This window comes from Arthrobacter sp. Edens01 (assembly GCF_001307035.1).
Classification (GTDB): Bacteria; Actinomycetota; Actinomycetes; order Actinomycetales; family Micrococcaceae; genus Arthrobacter_B.
The window spans coordinates 204,365-221,887 of sequence record NZ_LKIU01000004.1 but is presented as its reverse complement, the minus strand read 5'-3'; the positions used below and the strand labels follow the sequence as shown (position 1 = coordinate 221,887).

12 protein-coding genes are annotated in these 17,523 nt (G+C 65.9%); 5 read left to right on the top strand and 7 right to left on the bottom strand.

All coding sequences use genetic code 11. The annotated features are described in order from the left end of the window. Window positions 1-99 precede the first annotated feature (99 nt). Window positions 100-2,556 (bottom strand): hypothetical protein, encoded by a 2,457-nt coding sequence (locus AO716_RS05935; RefSeq protein ID WP_152969877.1) that lies wholly within the window; start codon window positions 2,554-2,556, stop codon window positions 100-102. 833 nt (window positions 2,557-3,389) lie between these two features. Between AO716_RS05935 and AO716_RS17435 the strand changes: the two genes are divergently transcribed. Then, window positions 3,390-3,566, top strand: coding sequence for a M20 family metallopeptidase (locus AO716_RS17435; RefSeq protein WP_160317911.1), 177 nt, complete (start codon window positions 3,390-3,392; stop codon window positions 3,564-3,566). A 387-nt stretch (window positions 3,567-3,953) separates the two neighbouring features. Here AO716_RS17435 and AO716_RS05930 read toward each other — a convergent pair whose 3' ends face one another. From AO716_RS05930 to AO716_RS05915, 4 genes are all read right to left on the bottom strand, one after another. After that, complete coding sequence (locus AO716_RS05930) at window positions 3,954-5,396, bottom strand: MFS transporter (protein WP_055240028.1); 1,443 nt, start codon at window positions 5,394-5,396, stop codon at window positions 3,954-3,956. A gap of 84 nt (window positions 5,397-5,480) precedes the next feature. Beyond that, window positions 5,481-6,965, bottom strand: coding sequence for an NAD-dependent succinate-semialdehyde dehydrogenase (locus AO716_RS05925; RefSeq protein ID WP_055240027.1), 1,485 nt, complete (start codon window positions 6,963-6,965; stop codon window positions 5,481-5,483). Then, the gene (locus AO716_RS05920; protein WP_055240026.1) at window positions 6,962-10,084 is read right to left on the bottom strand and encodes an FAD-binding and (Fe-S)-binding domain-containing protein; all 3,123 of its coding nucleotides are present in this window, start codon (window positions 10,082-10,084) and stop codon (window positions 6,962-6,964) included. Before AO716_RS05920 ends, AO716_RS05925 begins: the two co-directional genes overlap by 4 nt. Beyond that, window positions 10,081-11,394: an aspartate aminotransferase family protein gene (locus AO716_RS05915; RefSeq protein WP_055240115.1), complete on the bottom strand. Its 1,314-nt coding sequence runs from the start codon at window positions 11,392-11,394 to the stop codon at window positions 10,081-10,083. Before AO716_RS05915 ends, AO716_RS05920 begins: the two co-directional genes overlap by 4 nt. A 65-nt stretch (window positions 11,395-11,459) precedes the next feature. On the opposite strand from AO716_RS05915, the gene AO716_RS05910 reads away from it, so the two are divergent. Genes AO716_RS05910 through AO716_RS05895 form a run of 4 tightly spaced genes read left to right on the top strand, consistent with a single transcriptional unit; the run spans window position 11,460 to window position 16,145 of the window. Next, a complete protein-coding gene (locus AO716_RS05910) occupies window positions 11,460-12,446 on the top strand; it encodes a D-2-hydroxyacid dehydrogenase (protein WP_055240025.1) in 987 nt (328 codons plus the stop codon). Window positions 12,447-12,486: 40 nt separating this feature from the next. Continuing rightward, complete coding sequence (locus tag AO716_RS05905; protein WP_055240024.1) at window positions 12,487-13,668, top strand: M24 family metallopeptidase; 1,182 nt, start codon at window positions 12,487-12,489, stop codon at window positions 13,666-13,668. A gap of 3 nt (window positions 13,669-13,671) precedes the next feature. Further along, complete coding sequence (locus AO716_RS05900; protein ID WP_055240023.1) at window positions 13,672-14,952, top strand: PLP-dependent aminotransferase family protein; 1,281 nt, start codon at window positions 13,672-13,674, stop codon at window positions 14,950-14,952. Window positions 14,953-14,969: 17 nt separating this feature from the next. Next, window positions 14,970-16,145, top strand: a complete 1,176-nt coding sequence (locus tag AO716_RS05895; protein WP_082413381.1) for a M20 family metallopeptidase — start codon at window positions 14,970-14,972, stop codon at window positions 16,143-16,145. Window positions 16,146-16,173: 28 nt separating this feature from the next. On the opposite strand, the gene AO716_RS05890 is transcribed toward AO716_RS05895, so the two are convergent. Beyond that, window positions 16,174-16,851, bottom strand: coding sequence for a GntR family transcriptional regulator (locus AO716_RS05890; RefSeq protein WP_082413380.1), 678 nt, complete (start codon window positions 16,849-16,851; stop codon window positions 16,174-16,176). 170 nt (window positions 16,852-17,021) lie between these two features. Continuing rightward, the gene (locus tag AO716_RS05885) at window positions 17,022-17,510 is read right to left on the bottom strand and encodes a hypothetical protein (protein ID WP_055240021.1); all 489 of its coding nucleotides are present in this window, start codon (window positions 17,508-17,510) and stop codon (window positions 17,022-17,024) included. Window positions 17,511-17,523 lie beyond the last annotated feature (13 nt).

Genomic DNA, 17,523 nt, shown 5'->3' with positions numbered 1-17,523 from the left:
TGAAGGGTGCAAAGCTTTACGGATAAGCCTAGGGATAAGGCAGCACCAGCGCTACCGGGCCCTTCGGCAATGGCGTCCGAGTTGGAGTGGCGGCCCGGCCTAGGCTCTTGGCGCCACCTGCCTGAGAACAAATGGTTTTCCAGAAGGCATAGCCACTATTTCCACGATGATCATTTGTCCGCGATGCAGGGAAGCGCCCGCGCCGGTGAAGCGTATCAAGCCGTCCACGCCAGCGGGAAGGGACACGAAGGCGCCATAGTCCATGATTTTCTTGACGGTCCCCAAGTACCGGTCATTGGCGGAGAGCATACTCGGCCATGTCTTCCAATGCGTGCGAGGAGGAATATTCGGTGCAGTGATCTCGGCTTGAAGCTTCAAGATCGCCTGTTCCAAGGACACACGCGTTGCTGCCAGCCTCTTTCTCCGCCAGATGGATGCGGAGGTAGGGAGGGCAATGAGGCGGTCGATTTCCATGCCGAGTGCGTGCTTGGCCACACTCGCACGTTCTTGTTGCCGTTGGTTCAGTTCCTCCTGCCGTCTGACAGCAGCCTCCTGCTTCTTGCGCAGCTCTTCTGCTTGCCGGCGCTTCTCCTCCTGCTCCTGTTTGTGGCGTAGGGTCTCGGCTTCCAAACGGCGTTCGTTTTCTGCGAGTACGGGCTGAATCAGTTTGTCGAACTTGTATCGTGCAGCGGCGAGGTCCGTGACATCTCTCTCTGCAGCGTCTCGTTCGCGCTGGGCGGCCTGTTGTTCCGACTTAGCCTCGGACTGCTCAGCAACCGCTTCATCACGTTCGGCAAGCAAGAGCTCTTCCACACTCGAAGTCGCCGCTACCTTTACCTCTGCTACGGCCCACAGCGCGCGCTCATCAGCTGCTGCCAGCCACCCATCCGCCGCTGCCTTCTTCGCAAGCGCTTTTTCCAGCCGATCTTTGGCAGCCGCTAGGTGTGATTCTGGAAAAGGGTTCTCGACGCGGATTGAGCGAATTGTGTGCTCGAGTGTCTGGGCGTACCGCCGAACGGCATCGTCCACATCCCACACCGCACTCCGGACCTCTTGCGCTTGTTCATCTCTCAGGCGCGAGGCCTCGGCACGCTGCTTCGCCTTGCGGGAGCGCTCGATTGCGTCAGCCTTGTGCTGCTCCACCTTCTCTGCCTGCTTGCTCGCTCGAAACTCGTCACGCTTCCACTGGGCGTAGCAAAGCACTTCGTGGGCTACGACAAGCGTCCCCAAGTCGTCATCCCCCGCCGCCTTGACCGCTTGAGTGACGCCCTTAACGGCCTGCAGAATCCGCTCAATGCGGTCACCACTCCTGTACCTGCGTTGAGAGATACCGAGGCTCTTGGCTAACGCGTCATGCCAGGGGGATGGAGTGGATATCCCATCCGCCGAATAGTCTTTAGGATCGGTCGATGACGCAGCGGCCATCGCGCGAACCGCCGCGGCGAATGCGACGTCGCTAGCTCCTGCGTTGGAACTGGCGATAAGGGCAGCGGCAAACTGCCCCGGCAGTGACTGACGGAATCGCGCTTGGAGGTAGATCCTCGTCTCTTCGAAAAAGTAGTCTTCGAGAATCCCATACTCCGGGTCCGTTCCTGGCGAAGGCCTGCGGCTCTCGTAGCCGAGCATCGAATTGAGCCTCTCGGCTGACTCAGGATTCGACGCCTTCATTTCAGCGATCCTCGCTCGACGCTGCTCCACCCGGCGCGATAGATCCGCTTGCATTCTGAGGATCGATCGGATCTCGGAAAACTCGAACTCGGCATTCTTCGTTTTCGTCGTCACCGCTTTAATGAGCGCGGCCCCTTGCAGCGACCATCGCGTCAAATGAAAATCGGCTTCAGCTGCGGCATTAGTTCCCGTTACCTCCGCGAGTGACGTCAGGACTTGTTCCCGCTGGATGTCTTCGAGCCAGCTCAGGGCCTCTTCATCGCCCCCATCTGCCGCACGAATCTGATCCACGAAGGTAGCCGCGTCGAGGCCGAGTCCCTTGTACTGGATCAGACCATCGGGATCCAATAGACCCTGAAGGACAACAAACTTCGACGCGGGTGAATGGGCCGAGGTAAGTACCGCCAGCGCTGAGTCCATTCCTTGGAACAGAGCGAGGAACGTTGCCATCCGAGGATCGACACCGTCTTTGAGCTCTGCCAGAGCATCGAACCACCGGACCCTCATTTGCTCGGCAAGTGCGGCGGGTTCACGGACAAGCGCCGGCGTCCATGCTGGTCGGTAGCCTAGTAAAGAACGTCCTCCAGTAGTGGGTGGCCGGCCGGAAGGTCCGCTAGCAACGGAACCGGACTGAGATTCGTTGTGCGCCAAACGAATTTGAAGGGAAGGCGAGCCCTCGAACTTTGCATCATGGACCACTTCCGCCTCGACCATAATCTGCGGACCACCTGGGTCCAAGTCATTCGAATGGATCGTGTACAGGACCGAAGCGATGGGCTCATTCCTTGAAGCCTCTGCCTGCCCATCTGCGCCAGCCGCACCAAATGCCGCTTGAACCAAGGAGTCGATGTCGTCTGGAACGTTCAGAAGCTGCGCCAATATGGTCATCGGGCCAGACGCGGACTCCGCAAGCGCACTTTGTACGGCAAGACCCAGTGCCGGTTCGAATAGCCTTTTGAGGCTGTCCCCCCGGCCAAGCATTGCAGAGAGAGGGACCACACCTGGGGGCGAAGAGGTAAAGAGAGGCGCCCGACTCGACAGGCCGCGTCCTTCTGTGCGTCCGCGGGACGATGAGCTCTTGCCCGCTCCTCCGATAACGCTAGACGCTCTGCCCATCGAGTAGTACTTACCGTCGTAGCTTCCATGCGCCTTGAGTGCTGCGATCTGCTTGCCGGTAGCGGGACGGGACCAACGGTTCGAACTGGTTCGGGGTGTCACCAATGCTCCTACCTGCATTTATGCGGACATGTGAAACGCTATCAAGCGCACCCGGGGCATCGGATTGTGTTACGCACCTGACCTCTCTACGATCGCGGCGGACGGAGCATGCCGGTGCGGTCCGCGGACTACGGCATTGCGCGCGGGCAGGTCCGGCCGAACTCCATTGGATCATTCCCAGGGAGGAGGCCGACCTCTGCTGCCTGGCAAAGCGAGCCCCTGTGCAACCGCCGCGGGCAAAGCGGCCGGACATCACGCTGAAACGCGACGCGCCTAGATTCCCTCGGCACCCCGCCCCGTGCACTGTAAGCAAGGTGAAGGCACCGATCAGTCCGAGCACGAGCAGCACTGGTCCCATGCCGTTGATGTTCATAGCGATGACGCTGCGTGATCCTGAGCCGGTCTGGTCGGCGAGGATCCGCAGGCGATTCTCGCCGCGCTTTTGACCGGGATCCGCGTCGCGGGCCTCGACGGGGACGGGATCACCGTGACGGCGTGCAACCATGGAGATGCCCGGAGTCCGTACGTCGCCCGACCGTCCCCTGGTGGCCAATGCCGTGTCGGCGCTGGCAGACGTTGGTGTGGACAGTGGAGTCACGGGGTGGTCTGCAGCGCGCGACGGCGGATTCGTCGCCCGGGACTTCGGCGTTCCGGTGATCGTCCTGGGACCCGGGGCCTAAACGACCGGGCCCATCAAATCAACGAGTCCGTGAGGGTGACCGAACTGGTTGCTGCGGCGCGGACATATGCGCTGATGTACCTGCGGCACATGCCCACAAACTGACGCGGCTGGAACGGGTAGCTACCCGCCGGCACGCGCCGTGCTCACCACGGCGGCAAGCCCTGCAAGGAACCCCATGTTCGCGAACACCATAAAGTTTACCCAGCGGGCCTTCACCCCGGATATCACGGCCGCGTGCAGGTTCCCGCCCATGGCGTAGATGTGCCGAGGTTCAGCAGGAACGAGTACGCGAGCACGCAGTGCGGCCAGGATGATCGGCGTCCCGCGGTTGTAGGAAGAGCGCAGAGTGGCGTGTGCCGTGCGTGTTCAAGAGCGCGGTGATCCCTTAAACCCCCACCCGCCGCCGCTCCTCAGCATCCACCCGGTTCTCCTCCAGATAAACCTTCTTCGGCCAGCCCACTGAATCCGGAGCGCCGGGAATCACTTCGCCGCGCAGCGTTGCCTGGGCGGTCTCCCGCATGCACAGGATGCTCACCAGGCCGATGACGCCGGCAATCGCCATGTACCAGCCCGGCACCAGCTGATTCCCGGTCGTCTCGATCAGCTGGTTGGCGATGGTCTGCGACGGACCGGCAAAGAAGGCCGTAGAGAAGTTATAGGCCAGGGCAAAGCCCGTGTACCGGACCGCCGTCGGGAACAGTGCAGGCAGCGTGGATGACACCGAGGACACTAGGATCACCAGCAGGAAGCCCAATACAGCCAGTCCTAGGAACTGCAGGATCAGGCTCTCCACACCCAGGAGCATGATCGCCGGAACCGAGAGCACAATGTAGCCAACAGCCGCGGTCAGCAGCAGCGGTTTGCGGCCTATCCGGTCAGAGAGCGCACCGACCGGCGGAATCGCCAGCAGCATCAGAGCCATCACGGCCACCAGCATCCAATTGCCCTGCGCGGTGCTGTGCCCCAGCTGCCCGCTCATGTAGGTGGGCATGTATCCGAGGATCAGGTAGAACGCCACGTTCAACAGCACCACAAACCCGGCCAGGACCAGCAGCTGCCGCCAGTTCTGCGCCAGCACCTGCCGCAGCGGGGACTTCAGGGTCTCCCGGTGCGCCGAGGCCTCCGCGAAGACCGGAGCCTCCACCAGCCGGGTCCGGATCCACAGTGCCGTCAGACCCAGCGGAATGGTCAGCAGGAACGGCAGCCGCCACCAGCCCTCCAGCATCCCCTCGTCGCCAACCAGGGTGATGGTAGTGGTGCAGACAATCGCCGCAAGGATGAAGCCCACCGTGGTGCCGAACTCGAGGAACGACCCGAAGAAACCACGGCGCTTATCCGGAGCCGACTCCGCCATATACACCGCAGCACCGCCGTACTCGCCGCCGGCAGAGAACCCCTGCACCAGACGGCAGATCAGCAGCAGCACCGGAGCCAGCAGGCCCGCCGTTTCAAACGTCGGCAGCAGCCCGATGCAGCCGGTGGCCAGGGTCATCAGCGTCACGGTGAGCACCATGACCTTCTGCCGGCCCACCTTGTCCCCCAGCGGGCCCAGGATCAGACCGCCCAGCGGACGGACCAGGAAGGACAGCGCCAGGGTGGCGAGCGTGAGCGTGACGCCCAGGCCGCCGTCGCCGTCTTCCGACCCGAAGAAGTTCACGGCCATGTAAATGGTCAGGTAGCCGTAGACCCCGTAGTCGAACCACTCAACGGCATTGCCCAGGGCCGAGCCGAGGATGGACCGGTGCAGGGTCTTTTTCGCTTCCCTGCCTTCGGGTTCGGCGCCCGGAACCGGGGCGGGTGCATTTAGGGGCTGGGAGTTAGCTGACATCGGTCCATCCTTCATACGAGTGATTGGCTGCTTCGGTGGTGCCGTGTGCTGCTCTGCTGCCCGGTCCCCTGCCGGGCCATCAACCTAGGTCCTGGGCATCGCCAGGTACTTCGTTTCCAGGAACTCTTCAATCCCCACGCGCCCGCCTTCGCGGCCCAGGCCGGATGCCTTGACGCCGCCGAACGGTGCTGCCGGGTTGGAGACAATGCCGGTGTTCAGCCCGACCATGCCCACCTCCAGCGCCTCGCCCATCCGGAAACCACGGTCCACGTCCTGCGTGAACAGGTAGCCGACCAGGCCCCACGGAGTATCGTTCGCCAGCCGGGTGACCTCGTCCTCGGTATCGAACGGGATGACGGGCGCCACCGGACCGAAAATCTCCTCATTCATCAGGTCCGACTCCGGATTCACCCCGGACAGGACCGTCGGCGCGTAGAAGTACCCGGGCCGCTCCGGCCGCGAACCTCCGCAGATTACCTCCGCACCCTTGGCGACGGCGTCGTCCACCAGTTCCTGCACCTTGGACAGCGCTTTCTCCTCCACCAGGGGCCCGACGTCGGTGCCCGGCTCCGCGCCGTCACCCACCGAGAGCGCGCCCAGACGGGCGGCGAGCCGGCGGGCGAACTCATCCGCGACCGAACGCTGCACAAGCAGCCGGTTCGCGGCGGTGCAGGCCTCCCCCATGTTCCGCATTTTCGCGGCCACGGCGCCGTCCACGGCACGGTCCAGGTCCGCGTCCTCGAAGACAATGAACGGTGCGTTGCCGCCCAGTTCCATCGAGGAGCGCATCACATGCTCCGCGGCCTGCTCCAGCAGCCGCACGCCCACGGCGGTGGAGCCGGTGAAGCTGACCTTCCGGGCAATGCCGCTGGACATCCACGGCGACACCACCGAGGACGCCTTCGACGTGCACACCACGTTCAGGACTCCGGCGGGCAGCCCGGCTTCCACCAGGATGTCCACCAGCGCCAGCGAGGACAGCGGCGTCAGGTTGGCCGGCTTGAACACCATGGTGCAGCCCGCCGCGATGGCCGGGCCGATCTTCCGGGTGCCCATAGCCAACGGGAAATTCCACGGCGTCACCAGCACACACGGCCCCACGGGTTCCTTGGACACCAGGATCCGGGTCTTCCCGTCGCCTGTGGAGGAGAAGTCACCGCCGATCCGCACGGCTTCCTCGGAGAACCAGCGGAAGAACTCGGCAGCGTATGCGACCTCGCCCTTGGCCTCGGCCAGCGGTTTGCCCATCTCCGTGGTCATGATCAGTGCCAGCTCATCCTGCCGGGCCATGATCAGGTCATAAGCGCGGCGCAGGATCTCGCTGCGTTCCCGCGGCGCCGTCGCGGCCCATTCCTTCTGCACCCGTCCGGCGGTTTCGATCGCGCGCTGCGCGTCCTCCGGACCGCCGTCGGCCACCGTGGCGATGACCTCTTCGGTAGCGGGATTCACGACGTCGAACCGGGCACCGGACGCCGCCTCGCTCCACTGCCCGTCAATGAACACGCCGGTGCTGACCTTGGCGACGGCGTCCCGGGCAGCCTGCGAGGTGGTGCTCGTTTGCGTTGTCATTCTTCGGAGTCCTTTGCTTGAGGGGTCGGGAAGCTGGTCGGGGCGTCCAGGTTGGGCCCGGTGCCGGGGTCAAGGAGCTGGGCCAGGTGGGTGCCGGGCCGGGCGGCGTCGAGCTGCTGAACCTGCATGGCGCAGGAGAAACCATCGGTGAGGACCACTGTTCCGGCATCCGTGCCGCGCAGCGCAGGTGCCAGAGCCTGCTCAGCCACCTGCATGCTGACCTCGTAGTGGTCTTTCTCGAACCCGAAGTTCCCGGCCACACCGCAGCACCCGGTAGCGTCCACCACCTCCGGAATCCCGAGAGCTGCGAGCGCGGTCTTCTGCGTTCCGGCACCGAAGACGGAGTACTCGTGGCAGTGCGTCTGCAGCACCACCTTCTCCGGCAGCGCGGCAGCCGGCGCCGGTGTCCACCCGGAGGCCGCAAGCTCGCCCACGTACCCGGCGAAACTGCGGACCCGTGCGGCGACCCGGCGGGCCTGGTCGGTATGCACCAGTTCGGGCAGGTCCTTCCGCAGCGCGGCGGCGCAGCTGGGCTCGACGACGACGATCGGCCGCTCGGTCCCGTCATCCAGCGTTTCGGCAGCTTTCGCCAGCACCTTTTTCGCCGTGCCGAGTTGCCCGGTGGAAATCCACGTCAGGCCGCAGCACGCATCGGCCGAGCATTCCGTCCGCTCCCCCGCCCCTTCCAGGACGCGGGCGGCCGCACCGGCCACCTCGGGACGGAAACCCCGGGTGAAGGTGTCCACAAAAAGCACGACGCCGGCGTTCCGCCCGGCTACGCCTGTCACGGCCGCGCCGCTCGCCTCTGCGCCGCGCACCTCATTCCCGGTTCCGCCCGGTCCTCCCGGTGCGCCCGGTGTGCCCGCCGCCGAAGAAGCCGCAGCGACTTCCTTCCGCCACGCCCCCGCAGGTGCGAACCGCGGCAGCGACCGTTCCGTGGTCAGTCCGCCCAGCCGGGCAGCAACCTTCCCAAACGGTGTGGCCAGCACGGCGTTGACCAGCGGGGCAATCCGGCCGGTGAGCTTCAGCCAGCGCGGCAGCCAGCCCAGCGAAAAGTGCGACAGCGGCCGCAGCCGTCCCCGGTAGTAGTGGTCAAAGAACTCCGACTTGTAGGTCGCCATGTCCACGCCGGTGGGACAGTCTGTGGAGCACGCCTTACAGGACAGGCAAAGGTCCAGAACTTCGCGGACCTCCTCGGACTTCCATCCCTCCTCCACAGTGCGCGCACCGCGGACCATTTCCTGCAGCACCCGCGCCCGTCCCCGGGTGGAGTCCTTCTCATCCCGGGTGGCCCGGTAGCTTGGACACATCACCCCGCCGGTGTCGGTACGGCAGCGGCCCACTCCGATGCAGCTCTGCACCGCATGGACAAAGGGGTCCACCGCGGCTCCGGCCGACGTACCGGGATCGTCGGTTTCAGCAGTCGATCCGCCACCGGCGTGCAGCGGCCGCAGATCAAAGCTGGTCCGCCATTCCCGGCTGGGCACGCCTTGCAGGGCCAGATGCGCGTCGATCGGATCCGGGTCCGTCAGCGATCCGGGGTTCAGGATCCCGTCCGGATCCCAGAGCCGCCGGTACTCAGCAAAGGCGGCCAGCATCCGTGGCGAATACATTAGCGGCAGCAGCTCGGACCGCGCCCTGCCGTCACCATGCTCCCCGGAGAGTGATCCGCCGTGCCGCACCACCAGCTCCGCCGCTTCCCGGGAGAACTCCCGGAACACGGCCCGGCCGGCATCGGTCCGCAGGTCATAGGTAATGCGGATGTGCATACAGCCGGCGCCGAAGTGCCCGTACATCACACCCTTCAGCTCAAAGCGGGCCAGCAGGTCCCGGAAGTCCGCCAGGTAATCGGCCAGGTTCTCCGGTGCGACGGCGGAATCCTCCCACCCGGGCCAGGACTCCCCTCCGGTGGACAGCCGCGAGGACAGCCCGGCCCCGTCTTCCCGTACCCGCCACAGCGATGCCCGTTCGACGCCGTCCGGCACCGGACGTCCCTCGACCAGCCGGCCGTTTTCCTGCAGCCGGGCCAGCAGCCGGTCCGCGTCGACCTGCACGGAGGCGGGGTCGTCGCCGTCGAGATCCACGTACAGCCAGGCCCTGCCCGCGGGCAGGCCGGTCACCGAGTTCGCGCCGCGGCGGAACCGCATGGTGTCCACGATGGCTTCGTCGATGCCCTCGACGGCGGCGGGCGAAAACTCGAGGATGGTTCCGATGTCCCGGGCGGCCTCCACCACATCCTCGTAGCCGAGGCAGACCAGCAGCGCGCTGGCCGGTTTGGGCACCAGCTTCATCCGCGCACCAACGATCACGGCGCAGGTGCCCTCCGACCCCACGAGCGCGCGGGCCACGTTGAAGCCGTGCTCAGGCAGCAGGTTGGCCAGGTGATAGCCGGAGACCTGACGCTGGATCCGTCCGAGTTCGGTCCGGAAACCGGCCAGGTTGGAATGCGCCAGGTCCTGAAGCCCCGCGGCCAGTTCGGCGGCACGCTGTTCGGAGTACGCATCCCCGGGATGGGTGGCCCGGATCCCTGTCCCGGTGGCGGTGAGCTGCGCGCCGTCGGCCGTGACGACGTCGAGCTCCGCCACATGGTCCGAGGTGCGGCCGTAGCGCACCGAGTGGTTACCGCACGCGTCGTTGCCCAGCGCCCCGCCCACAGTGGCACGGTTCCTGGAGGACGGATCGGGGGCAAAACTGAACCGGTTGCCGGTGGCGCGTTCGACTTCCCGGCTCAGGACCGCAAGCACGACGCCGGGTTCCACGGCCACTGTTCGGGCGTCCTCGTCCACGGTGCCGATCCGGTTCAGATACCGGGAAAAGTCCAGCACCACGCCGGGGCCAACCGCGTTGCCGGCCATGGACGTGCCGCCGCCGCGGCTGATCAGCGGCGTCCCGGTCTCCCGGCACACTTTCAGGACAGCGACGACGTCGTCTACCGACCGCGGGAACACCACAGCCAGCGGCGGTACCCGGTAGTTCGAGGCGTCGAAGGAATACTCCGCCCGCCGGCGGGACGAACCGTCGGCTTCGACTCCCGCCGCGGCCAGCCCGTCCAGCAGCTCACCGGCATCCGGTGCGCCGGCGGCAGCTGCAGACGGGGCGGCGAGGCCGGTTTTTGTCATCGGCGCTCCGTGCTTGCCGAGGTGGTTGCAGGCGCGGTTCCAGCCGCGGCCGGAACAGCACCCGCGACGGCGGCGAGCGCGGCTTCGAAGCGTTCCAGTCCCGTGGCGATTTCCTCGGCCGAGACCACCAGTGCCGGGATCAGCCGGACCACGTTGCCGGCCGGTCCGCAGGTCAGCGTGAGCAGTCCCTGCTCGGTGGTGGCCTGCTGCACGGCGGCGGCCGTGGCGGCGTCGGGCGTCCCGTCCTGGCCGGTGAACTCGATGCCCTGCATCAGCCCCAGCCCGCGGACGTTGCCGATCACCGGGAACCGTTCCTGGATCTCCAGCAGCCCCGTTTGGAGCTGTTCGCCGCGGATCTGGGAGTTCTCCACCAGGTTTTCTTCCTGCACCACTTCCAGGGTCGCGACGCCGGCGGCGGCAGACACTGCGTTGCCACCGTAGGTTCCTCCCTGGGAACCGGGCCATGCCTTGGACATGGTCTCCGTCGATGCAGCGATCGCTGAAATGGGGAAGCCGGAGGCGATGCCCTTGGCGGTGATGAGGATGTCCGGGACGGCGCTGGAGTACTGGTGGCCCCAGAACTTGCCCATGCGGCCGACGCCGGCCTGCACTTCGTCAATGATCAGCTGGATGCCGTACTTGTCCGCACGTTCCCGCAGGCCCTCCAGGAAGGCCGGCGGGGTGGGCAGGTAGCCGCCGTCGCCAAGTGCCGGTTCGATCAGGAACGCGGCGGTGTCCTTCGGATCGGTGCGGGTCTGCAGCAGGTAGTCCAGTTCCTGCAGGGCGAACGCGACGGCGGTGTCTTCGTCCCAGCCATAGCGGTAGGCGTAGGGGAAGGCGGCCATGTGGACGCCGGCCATGAGCGGTGCGAAGCCGGCGGAGAACTTGGTGCCCGCCGTCGTCAGGGATGCTGCGGCGACCGTGCGGCCGTGGAACCCGCCCTGGAACACCACGATGTTGGGCCGTCCCGTGGCCATGCGGGCCAGCCGGACGGCGGCCTCGACAGCTTCCGAGCCGGAGTTCGCGTAGAACACTGAGTCCAGTCCGGTTGGAAGGACTTCGCCGAGCTTTTCCGTCAGTTCCAGCAGCGGTTTGTGCATCACGGTGGTGTACTGCGCGTGGATGATCTTCCCGACCTGTTCCCGCGCGGCTTCCACTACTTTGGGATGGCAGTGACCGGTGCTGGTGACGCCGATGCCGGTGGTGAAGTCCAGGTAGTCCCGGCCGTCGGTGCCGTGGATCCAGCAGCCGAGGGCGTGGTCCACGATCACGGGAGTGGCTTGCTTGAGGGCGGGGCTGAGGGAAGTCATGCGGCCATGATGCAGCTCACACATGTCTATTGTCAACAATCCTGCAATGGAGATACGGTTGTGGCGTGAGTAACACTGTGAGCAAACCGCGTCTGGTCATCCTAGCGGCTCCCGGCCAGCCCCTGCCCAGTAATCTGGCGGAGATCCAGGCCCTGGCAGACGTGAGGATCACCGACGCCGCCGGCCTCGCCAATGCGATGCCGGGGGCCCGGGCACTGTTCCTCTGGGACTTTTTCTCCTCCGCGCTGGCCGATGCCTGGCCCTATGCCGATTCGCTGGAATGGGTCCACGTGGCAGCCGCCGGCGTAGATGCCATGCTCTTTGAGGACCTTCGCCGTTCGGATGTGGTTCTGACGAACGCCCACGGCGTCTTCGACCAGCCGATCGCCGAGTTTGTCCTCGCGTCCGTCCTGGCGCAGGACAAACAGCTGCATCTGTCCAAGCGACTGCAGCAGGAGGCAGTGTGGCAGCACCGCGAACTCACCGGTACACATGGCTCCCGCGCCCTGGTGGTAGGCACCGGCGGAATCGGGCGTGCGACAGCAAGGCTGCTGCGCGCCGTCGGGCTCTCCGTCCGCGGCGTGGGACGGACCGCACGGGAGGACGACCCGGACTTTGGCACGGTGGTTCCCAGCGCAGAACTGGCAGAACACGCCGGCTGGGCAGACCACCTGGTCCTCGCCGCACCGCTCACCGACCAGACCCGGGATCTGGTGGACGGCGCCGTCCTGGCCGCCATGAAGCCCTCCGCCCACCTGGTCAACGTGGGCCGCGGAGCCCTCGTGGATGAAGACGCCCTGCTGCAGGCGCTCCGAACCGGCCAAATCGCGGCCGCGTCCCTGGATGTCTTCCGCGAAGAGCCAGTGCCCGCCTCCCACCCGTTCTGGGGCACGGAGAACGTGCACGTTTCCGCACATATGTCCGGGGACATCCGGGGCTGGCGGAACACCCTGGCGCTGCAGTTCCTCACCAACCTCCAGCGCTGGTCCGCCGGCAGTATCCCGGAGAACGTGGTGGACAAGCAGCGCGGCTATGTGAGTTCATCCGTCTAACCGCCGTTCCAGCAGTTTCCAGCTATGTGGAGGTACCCGTTTGCTGTTCAGCCAAGAGGAATACGACGCCCGGCTTGCCGGAGTCCGTGCACGCATGGCCCGGCAGGGTCTCTCGGCCCTGCTGGTGACGGACCCGGCGAACCTCTACTACCTCACCGGGTACAACGCCTGGTCCTTCTACACACCCCAGGTCCTCTTTGTACCCGCCGACGGGCCAATGCTCTTCTTCGCCCGGGAAATGGACGCCGGCGGCGCATCACGCACCAGCTGGCTTCCGCCGGACAACATCGTGGGCTATCCGGAGCGGTACGTGCACCGGCCGCACCTGCATCCCTTTGACTGGATTGCCTTCGCCCTCCGCGAGCGCGCGCTGATTGCCCCGGCAGCAGCGGGCTGCGTGGGCCTGGAGATGGACTCCCATTTCTTCTCCCCCAAGGGTTACCGCGCCCTGGTCAATGCACTGCCGGAGTGGACGCTGGTGGACTGCTTCGAACTCGTGAACTGGGTCCGGTCGGTCAAGTCGCCCGCCGAGCTCGACCTGATGCGCCAAGCCGCGCGGATCTGCAACGGAGCCATGGAAGCCGCCGTCGCGAGCATCGCCGTCGGCGTCCGCCAGTGCGACGCCGCAGCGGCCATCAGCCAGGCACAGATCACCGGTGTGGACGGCACCGGCGGGGACTACCCGGCGATTGTGCCGATGCTCCCCACCGGTGAAGCGGCAGACACCCCGCACCTGACCTGGAGCGAGGACCGCTTCCAGGCCGGGCAGGCGGTGGTGGTGGAACTCGCCGGAGCGTACCGCCGCTATCACGCCCCGCTGGCGCGCACGGTGGTACTCGGCACTCCCTCGCCCCGGCTCGGGAAACTGGCCGACGCCGTTGCTGACGGGCTGGACGCGGTGCTCACCGAAATCCAGCCCGGAGTACCGGTCAGCGAACTGGCCCGCACCTGGAACCGGACCCTGGGCAAGTACGGACTGGAGAAGCCGTCCCGCATCGGCTATTCGATCGGGATCGGCTATCCGCCGGACTGGGGCGAGCGCACCATCTCCCTCCGCTCCGAGGACGAGACCATCCTCGCGGAGAACATGACCTTCCACCTCATTGGCGGCATGTGGATGGAAGGCTACGGCTACGAACTTTCCGAATCAATCTGCGTCAGTTCCGACGGCGTGGAAACACTCACCAGCTTCCCGCGCGAACTGCTCCAGAAAGGCAGCTAACCGATGACCGTGAACTCCTACGCCGCCCGCTCCCAGCCGACGCGTTCCGCCGCTGGCGACCGGGCCATACTTCCCCTGGCAGACCGTGCCGCCGGGCTGGTGGGCTCCGTGATTGATTCAAGTACCTCGCTGCTGGCGTCCCAGACACATGACATTGTCCGTTTCGCCATGGGTTCCCCGGCCGACGAAGCAGTGCCGCTGGAGGAGTTCAGGGATATTGCCGCACAGGTGCTGGACCACAGCTCCCTGACCTACGGCGCCACCGAGGGCGAACCGGTGCTGCTGGAGGCGCTGGTGGACTATCTGGCCGGAACCGCGGACCCTGTGGACGCCGACCGCATCACCATCACCGCAGGAGGCATGCAGGGCCTGGACCTGGCCTGCAAGATCTTCATCAATCCCGGTGACCTGGTGATCGTGGAGAGCCCCACCTACACCAACGGCAGCGCCACCGCGCTGAGCTACGGCGCGGACCTGCTGGAAGCCCCGGTGGACCAGGACGGTCTGATCGTGGAGGCCCTGCCGGAGCTTATCGCCGCGGCCGGGCGGACGCCGAAGGCCATTTACACGATCCCCAACTTCCAGAATCCCTCCGGCGTCACCCTCTCCCTGGAGCGGAGGCACCGGCTGCTGGAACTGGCCCACGAGTGGAACGCCGTCATCATCGACGACGACCCCTACGGCCTGCTCCGTTTCCAGGGTGAGGATCTGCCGTCGCTGCAGGCGCTGAGCCCGGGCGATCCGCTGCTCTTCTCGGTCCGCACGTTCTCCAAGATCCTGGCCCCCGGCCTGCGCGTGGGCTGGGTGGACACCGATCCCTCACTCCGGCAGCTGGTCATCAACGCCAAGCAGGCCATGGACACGTGCACCAATGTTCCTGCCCAGCACCTCGTCGCTGAGTTCATCCGCCGCGGCGGCCTGAACGACCACCTCGCTGGACTGCGCACCGAGTACAAGCGCCGCAAGGACGCCATGCAAGAGAACCTGCACCGGCATCTGGGCAGCCGCATCACCACCACCGATCCCGAGGGCGGCTTTTTCCTCTGGCTCACCCTGCAGGGACCGGACGCGCGGATCTCCACGCAGAAACTCTTTGAGACGGCCCTGGCAGAAGGGGTTGCCTTTATCCCCGGGCCGGCGCTGTCTCCCAGCGGGAAGTTCGACGACGCCCTGCGGCTCTGCTTCGCGTCCACCACTCCCGAGCGGGCTGAGGAAGGCATTCTCCGGCTGCGCCGGGCGATGGACCGGGAGCTGGCGGGGCTGGATTCCGGGGCGGGTGCGTGAGCGTTAAGCCCTCCGTTATGGAAGAGACCGTCCTGGAGCTCATCCGGGAAGACGAACTGGTGGCGCTTGCCTCGGAGCTGATTTCTGCCGGCGGGGAAAACCCCGGTGGAACCGAAGCTGCCACCGTCGTGGTGCTGGCGGAGTTTGCCCGGGCGGCCGGGCTGGAAGTGATGGTGTCCGAGGTGGCTCCCGACCGGCCGAACCTCACCGCGGTGCTGCCGGGCGGCACCCGGCCGGGCCTGCTCTTTCTGGGGCATTCCGACGTTGTGCCCGCCGGTTCCGGCTGGGACCGGCCTGCGTTTGAACCGTATGTCCGCGGCGGGCGGCTGTATGGCCGGGGTTCCACGGACATGAAGGGCGGCTTGGCTGCCATCCTGATTGCGCTGAGGGCGCTGCGGACTGCCGGCGTCGAGCTGCCCGGGCCCGCTGCCCTTGCGTGCACCGTGGATGAGGAAGACCTCGGTCTCGGCATCCGGGCCTTCACCGCGGGCACCGGCCCGTTCCCCTATTCCGCGTGCGTGGTGGCCGAACCAACAGACCTCGAAACAGTCATAGCCTGCCGCGGCGACAGTTATCTCGAACTGCACGTCACCGGGAAGTCAGCACACTCCGGGCGACCTGCGGACGGCCGCAACGCCATCGATGCGGCGGCACGGATCCTGGATCTGGTCCGCGCGGACCACGCCCGGCTGCAGGCTGACGCCGATCCTCTGCTGGGTTCGGGTTCCTGGAACACCGGTATGATCCGCGGCGGAACCGGCACCTCGATGGTCGCCGATTCCTGCCATCTGTCCTTGGACCGGCGACTGATGCCCGGCGAGGATCCGGAGGAGATCCTGGCCTCGCTTCTCGCCGGGATCCGGGCAGCGGGGATCGACTCCGATGGGATCACCGTCGAAGGGACCGTGACCATGGAGATGCCCGGGTTCCGCACGACCTCCGGCCATCCCCTGGTTGCGGGTACTGTCTCCGCGTTGGCGGAAGTTGGCGTGGACAGTGCCGTCACGGGCTGGACCGCGGCGTGCGACGGCGGGTTTATTGCCCGGGACTTCAGCATACCGGTGATCGTGATGGGTCCCGGCGGTCTCAATGACCAGGCGCATCAGGTCAACGAATCCGTGAGTGTGGCTGAACTGCTGGCCGCGGCCCGGGCCTATGCACTGATGTGCCTGCGGCACGGGTCTGTTTGTTGACGAGCCTTCGGCACGGAATAGCCGCCCGCTAGGCAGTTGCGGCGTCAGCGCTCCCGCTGCCGGTCAGCCGGTCCAGGGCATCGTCCATGTGCCGGATCAGCAGTTTCCCCACCAGATCCTGGTCATCTTTCGCCAGCGCATCGGCAATAGCCTGGTGTTCACCCACCCGGGTGTGCGGGTCGGGATAACGCTGTTCCAGAGCGGTGAGGCACATGCGGGTCTCGGTGAGGAGGGTGTTGTGCATCCGGCTCAGGCGCGGGCTTTCAGCTGCTGCGACCAGCGTGGAGTGGTACTCCATGTCCGCTTCGGACATGGCATCGAGGTCCGCTTTGTCGGCCGCCTTTTTCATGGCTTTGACCACGCGTGAAAGCTGTGCGGCGATGTCCTTGCCGCCGTCCTTCTGCAGGATCAGTTCGGCTGCGGCACGTTCGACGGCGGTGCGCGCCACGTACATGTCCTGCACTTCCTCCTCCGTCATGGTGATGACGAAGATCCCGCGGTTTCGGATGCTGATCAGCAGGCCCTCCTGGGTGAGGCGCTGCATGGCTTCCCGCAACGGTCCGCGGCTCACGCCCAGCTCCCGTGCCAGCTCGGTTTCCACCAGCTGGCTGCCGGCCGGAATCTGCCCCCGGCCAATGGCAGTCCTCAGTTTTCCGGCAATGATCGACGGCGTTGACTCGCGGACTACGGGCTCAAAGATTGCCAACGGAAACCACACTTCGCTAGGGGCCTTCCGAGGACGCGCAGTCCAGCGAAGGCAGCACTGTAACTTGTCTACAATCCTACAGTGGCGACCTGTCAGAGTCTGCAAACTGACGGTCACATGTCGCAGCAGCCCAAGACACCCGCGAGAAGACTAAACGGGTGCGGCCGGTGCTAGGACCGGGCCTTCCGCCGGAACCCCGCCGCCTGCACCGTCAGCAGGGTGAACGCGCCCATAAGTCCGAACAGGAATGGCAGCGAACCCATGCTTTGGAGGTTCATGACGATCACGCTCGAGGGAGGATTCAAGTTGTTCCCCGAAGGGTCGAAGATCATCTGCGACGGGGGCAGAACCCCGGTGAACCATGCCAGACCCGCTGCCAAAAGCAGCCCGACCAAGACCCACGCTGCCGCCAGCGCAAGGTTGAACCGCTGCCAGAACGGCAGAGAGTCCGGCGGCACACCCGCAGGCCCCGTGGGCCTCGGCTCCATTGGTTCCCGCCCATCGCCGGCTGCCCCGGCAGAGCCAGGCACCGCACCGGTGCCGGCTCCGTCATCAACAATCTGCACGGATGGCTGCCGCTGCCACTCTGGTTCAATGCCGTCCGCGGGCCGCCGGTAGTAGTCGTAGTCTGTCCCGTCAGGCGTCTGTGTGTTCCCCATGCCGGGTAGCCTA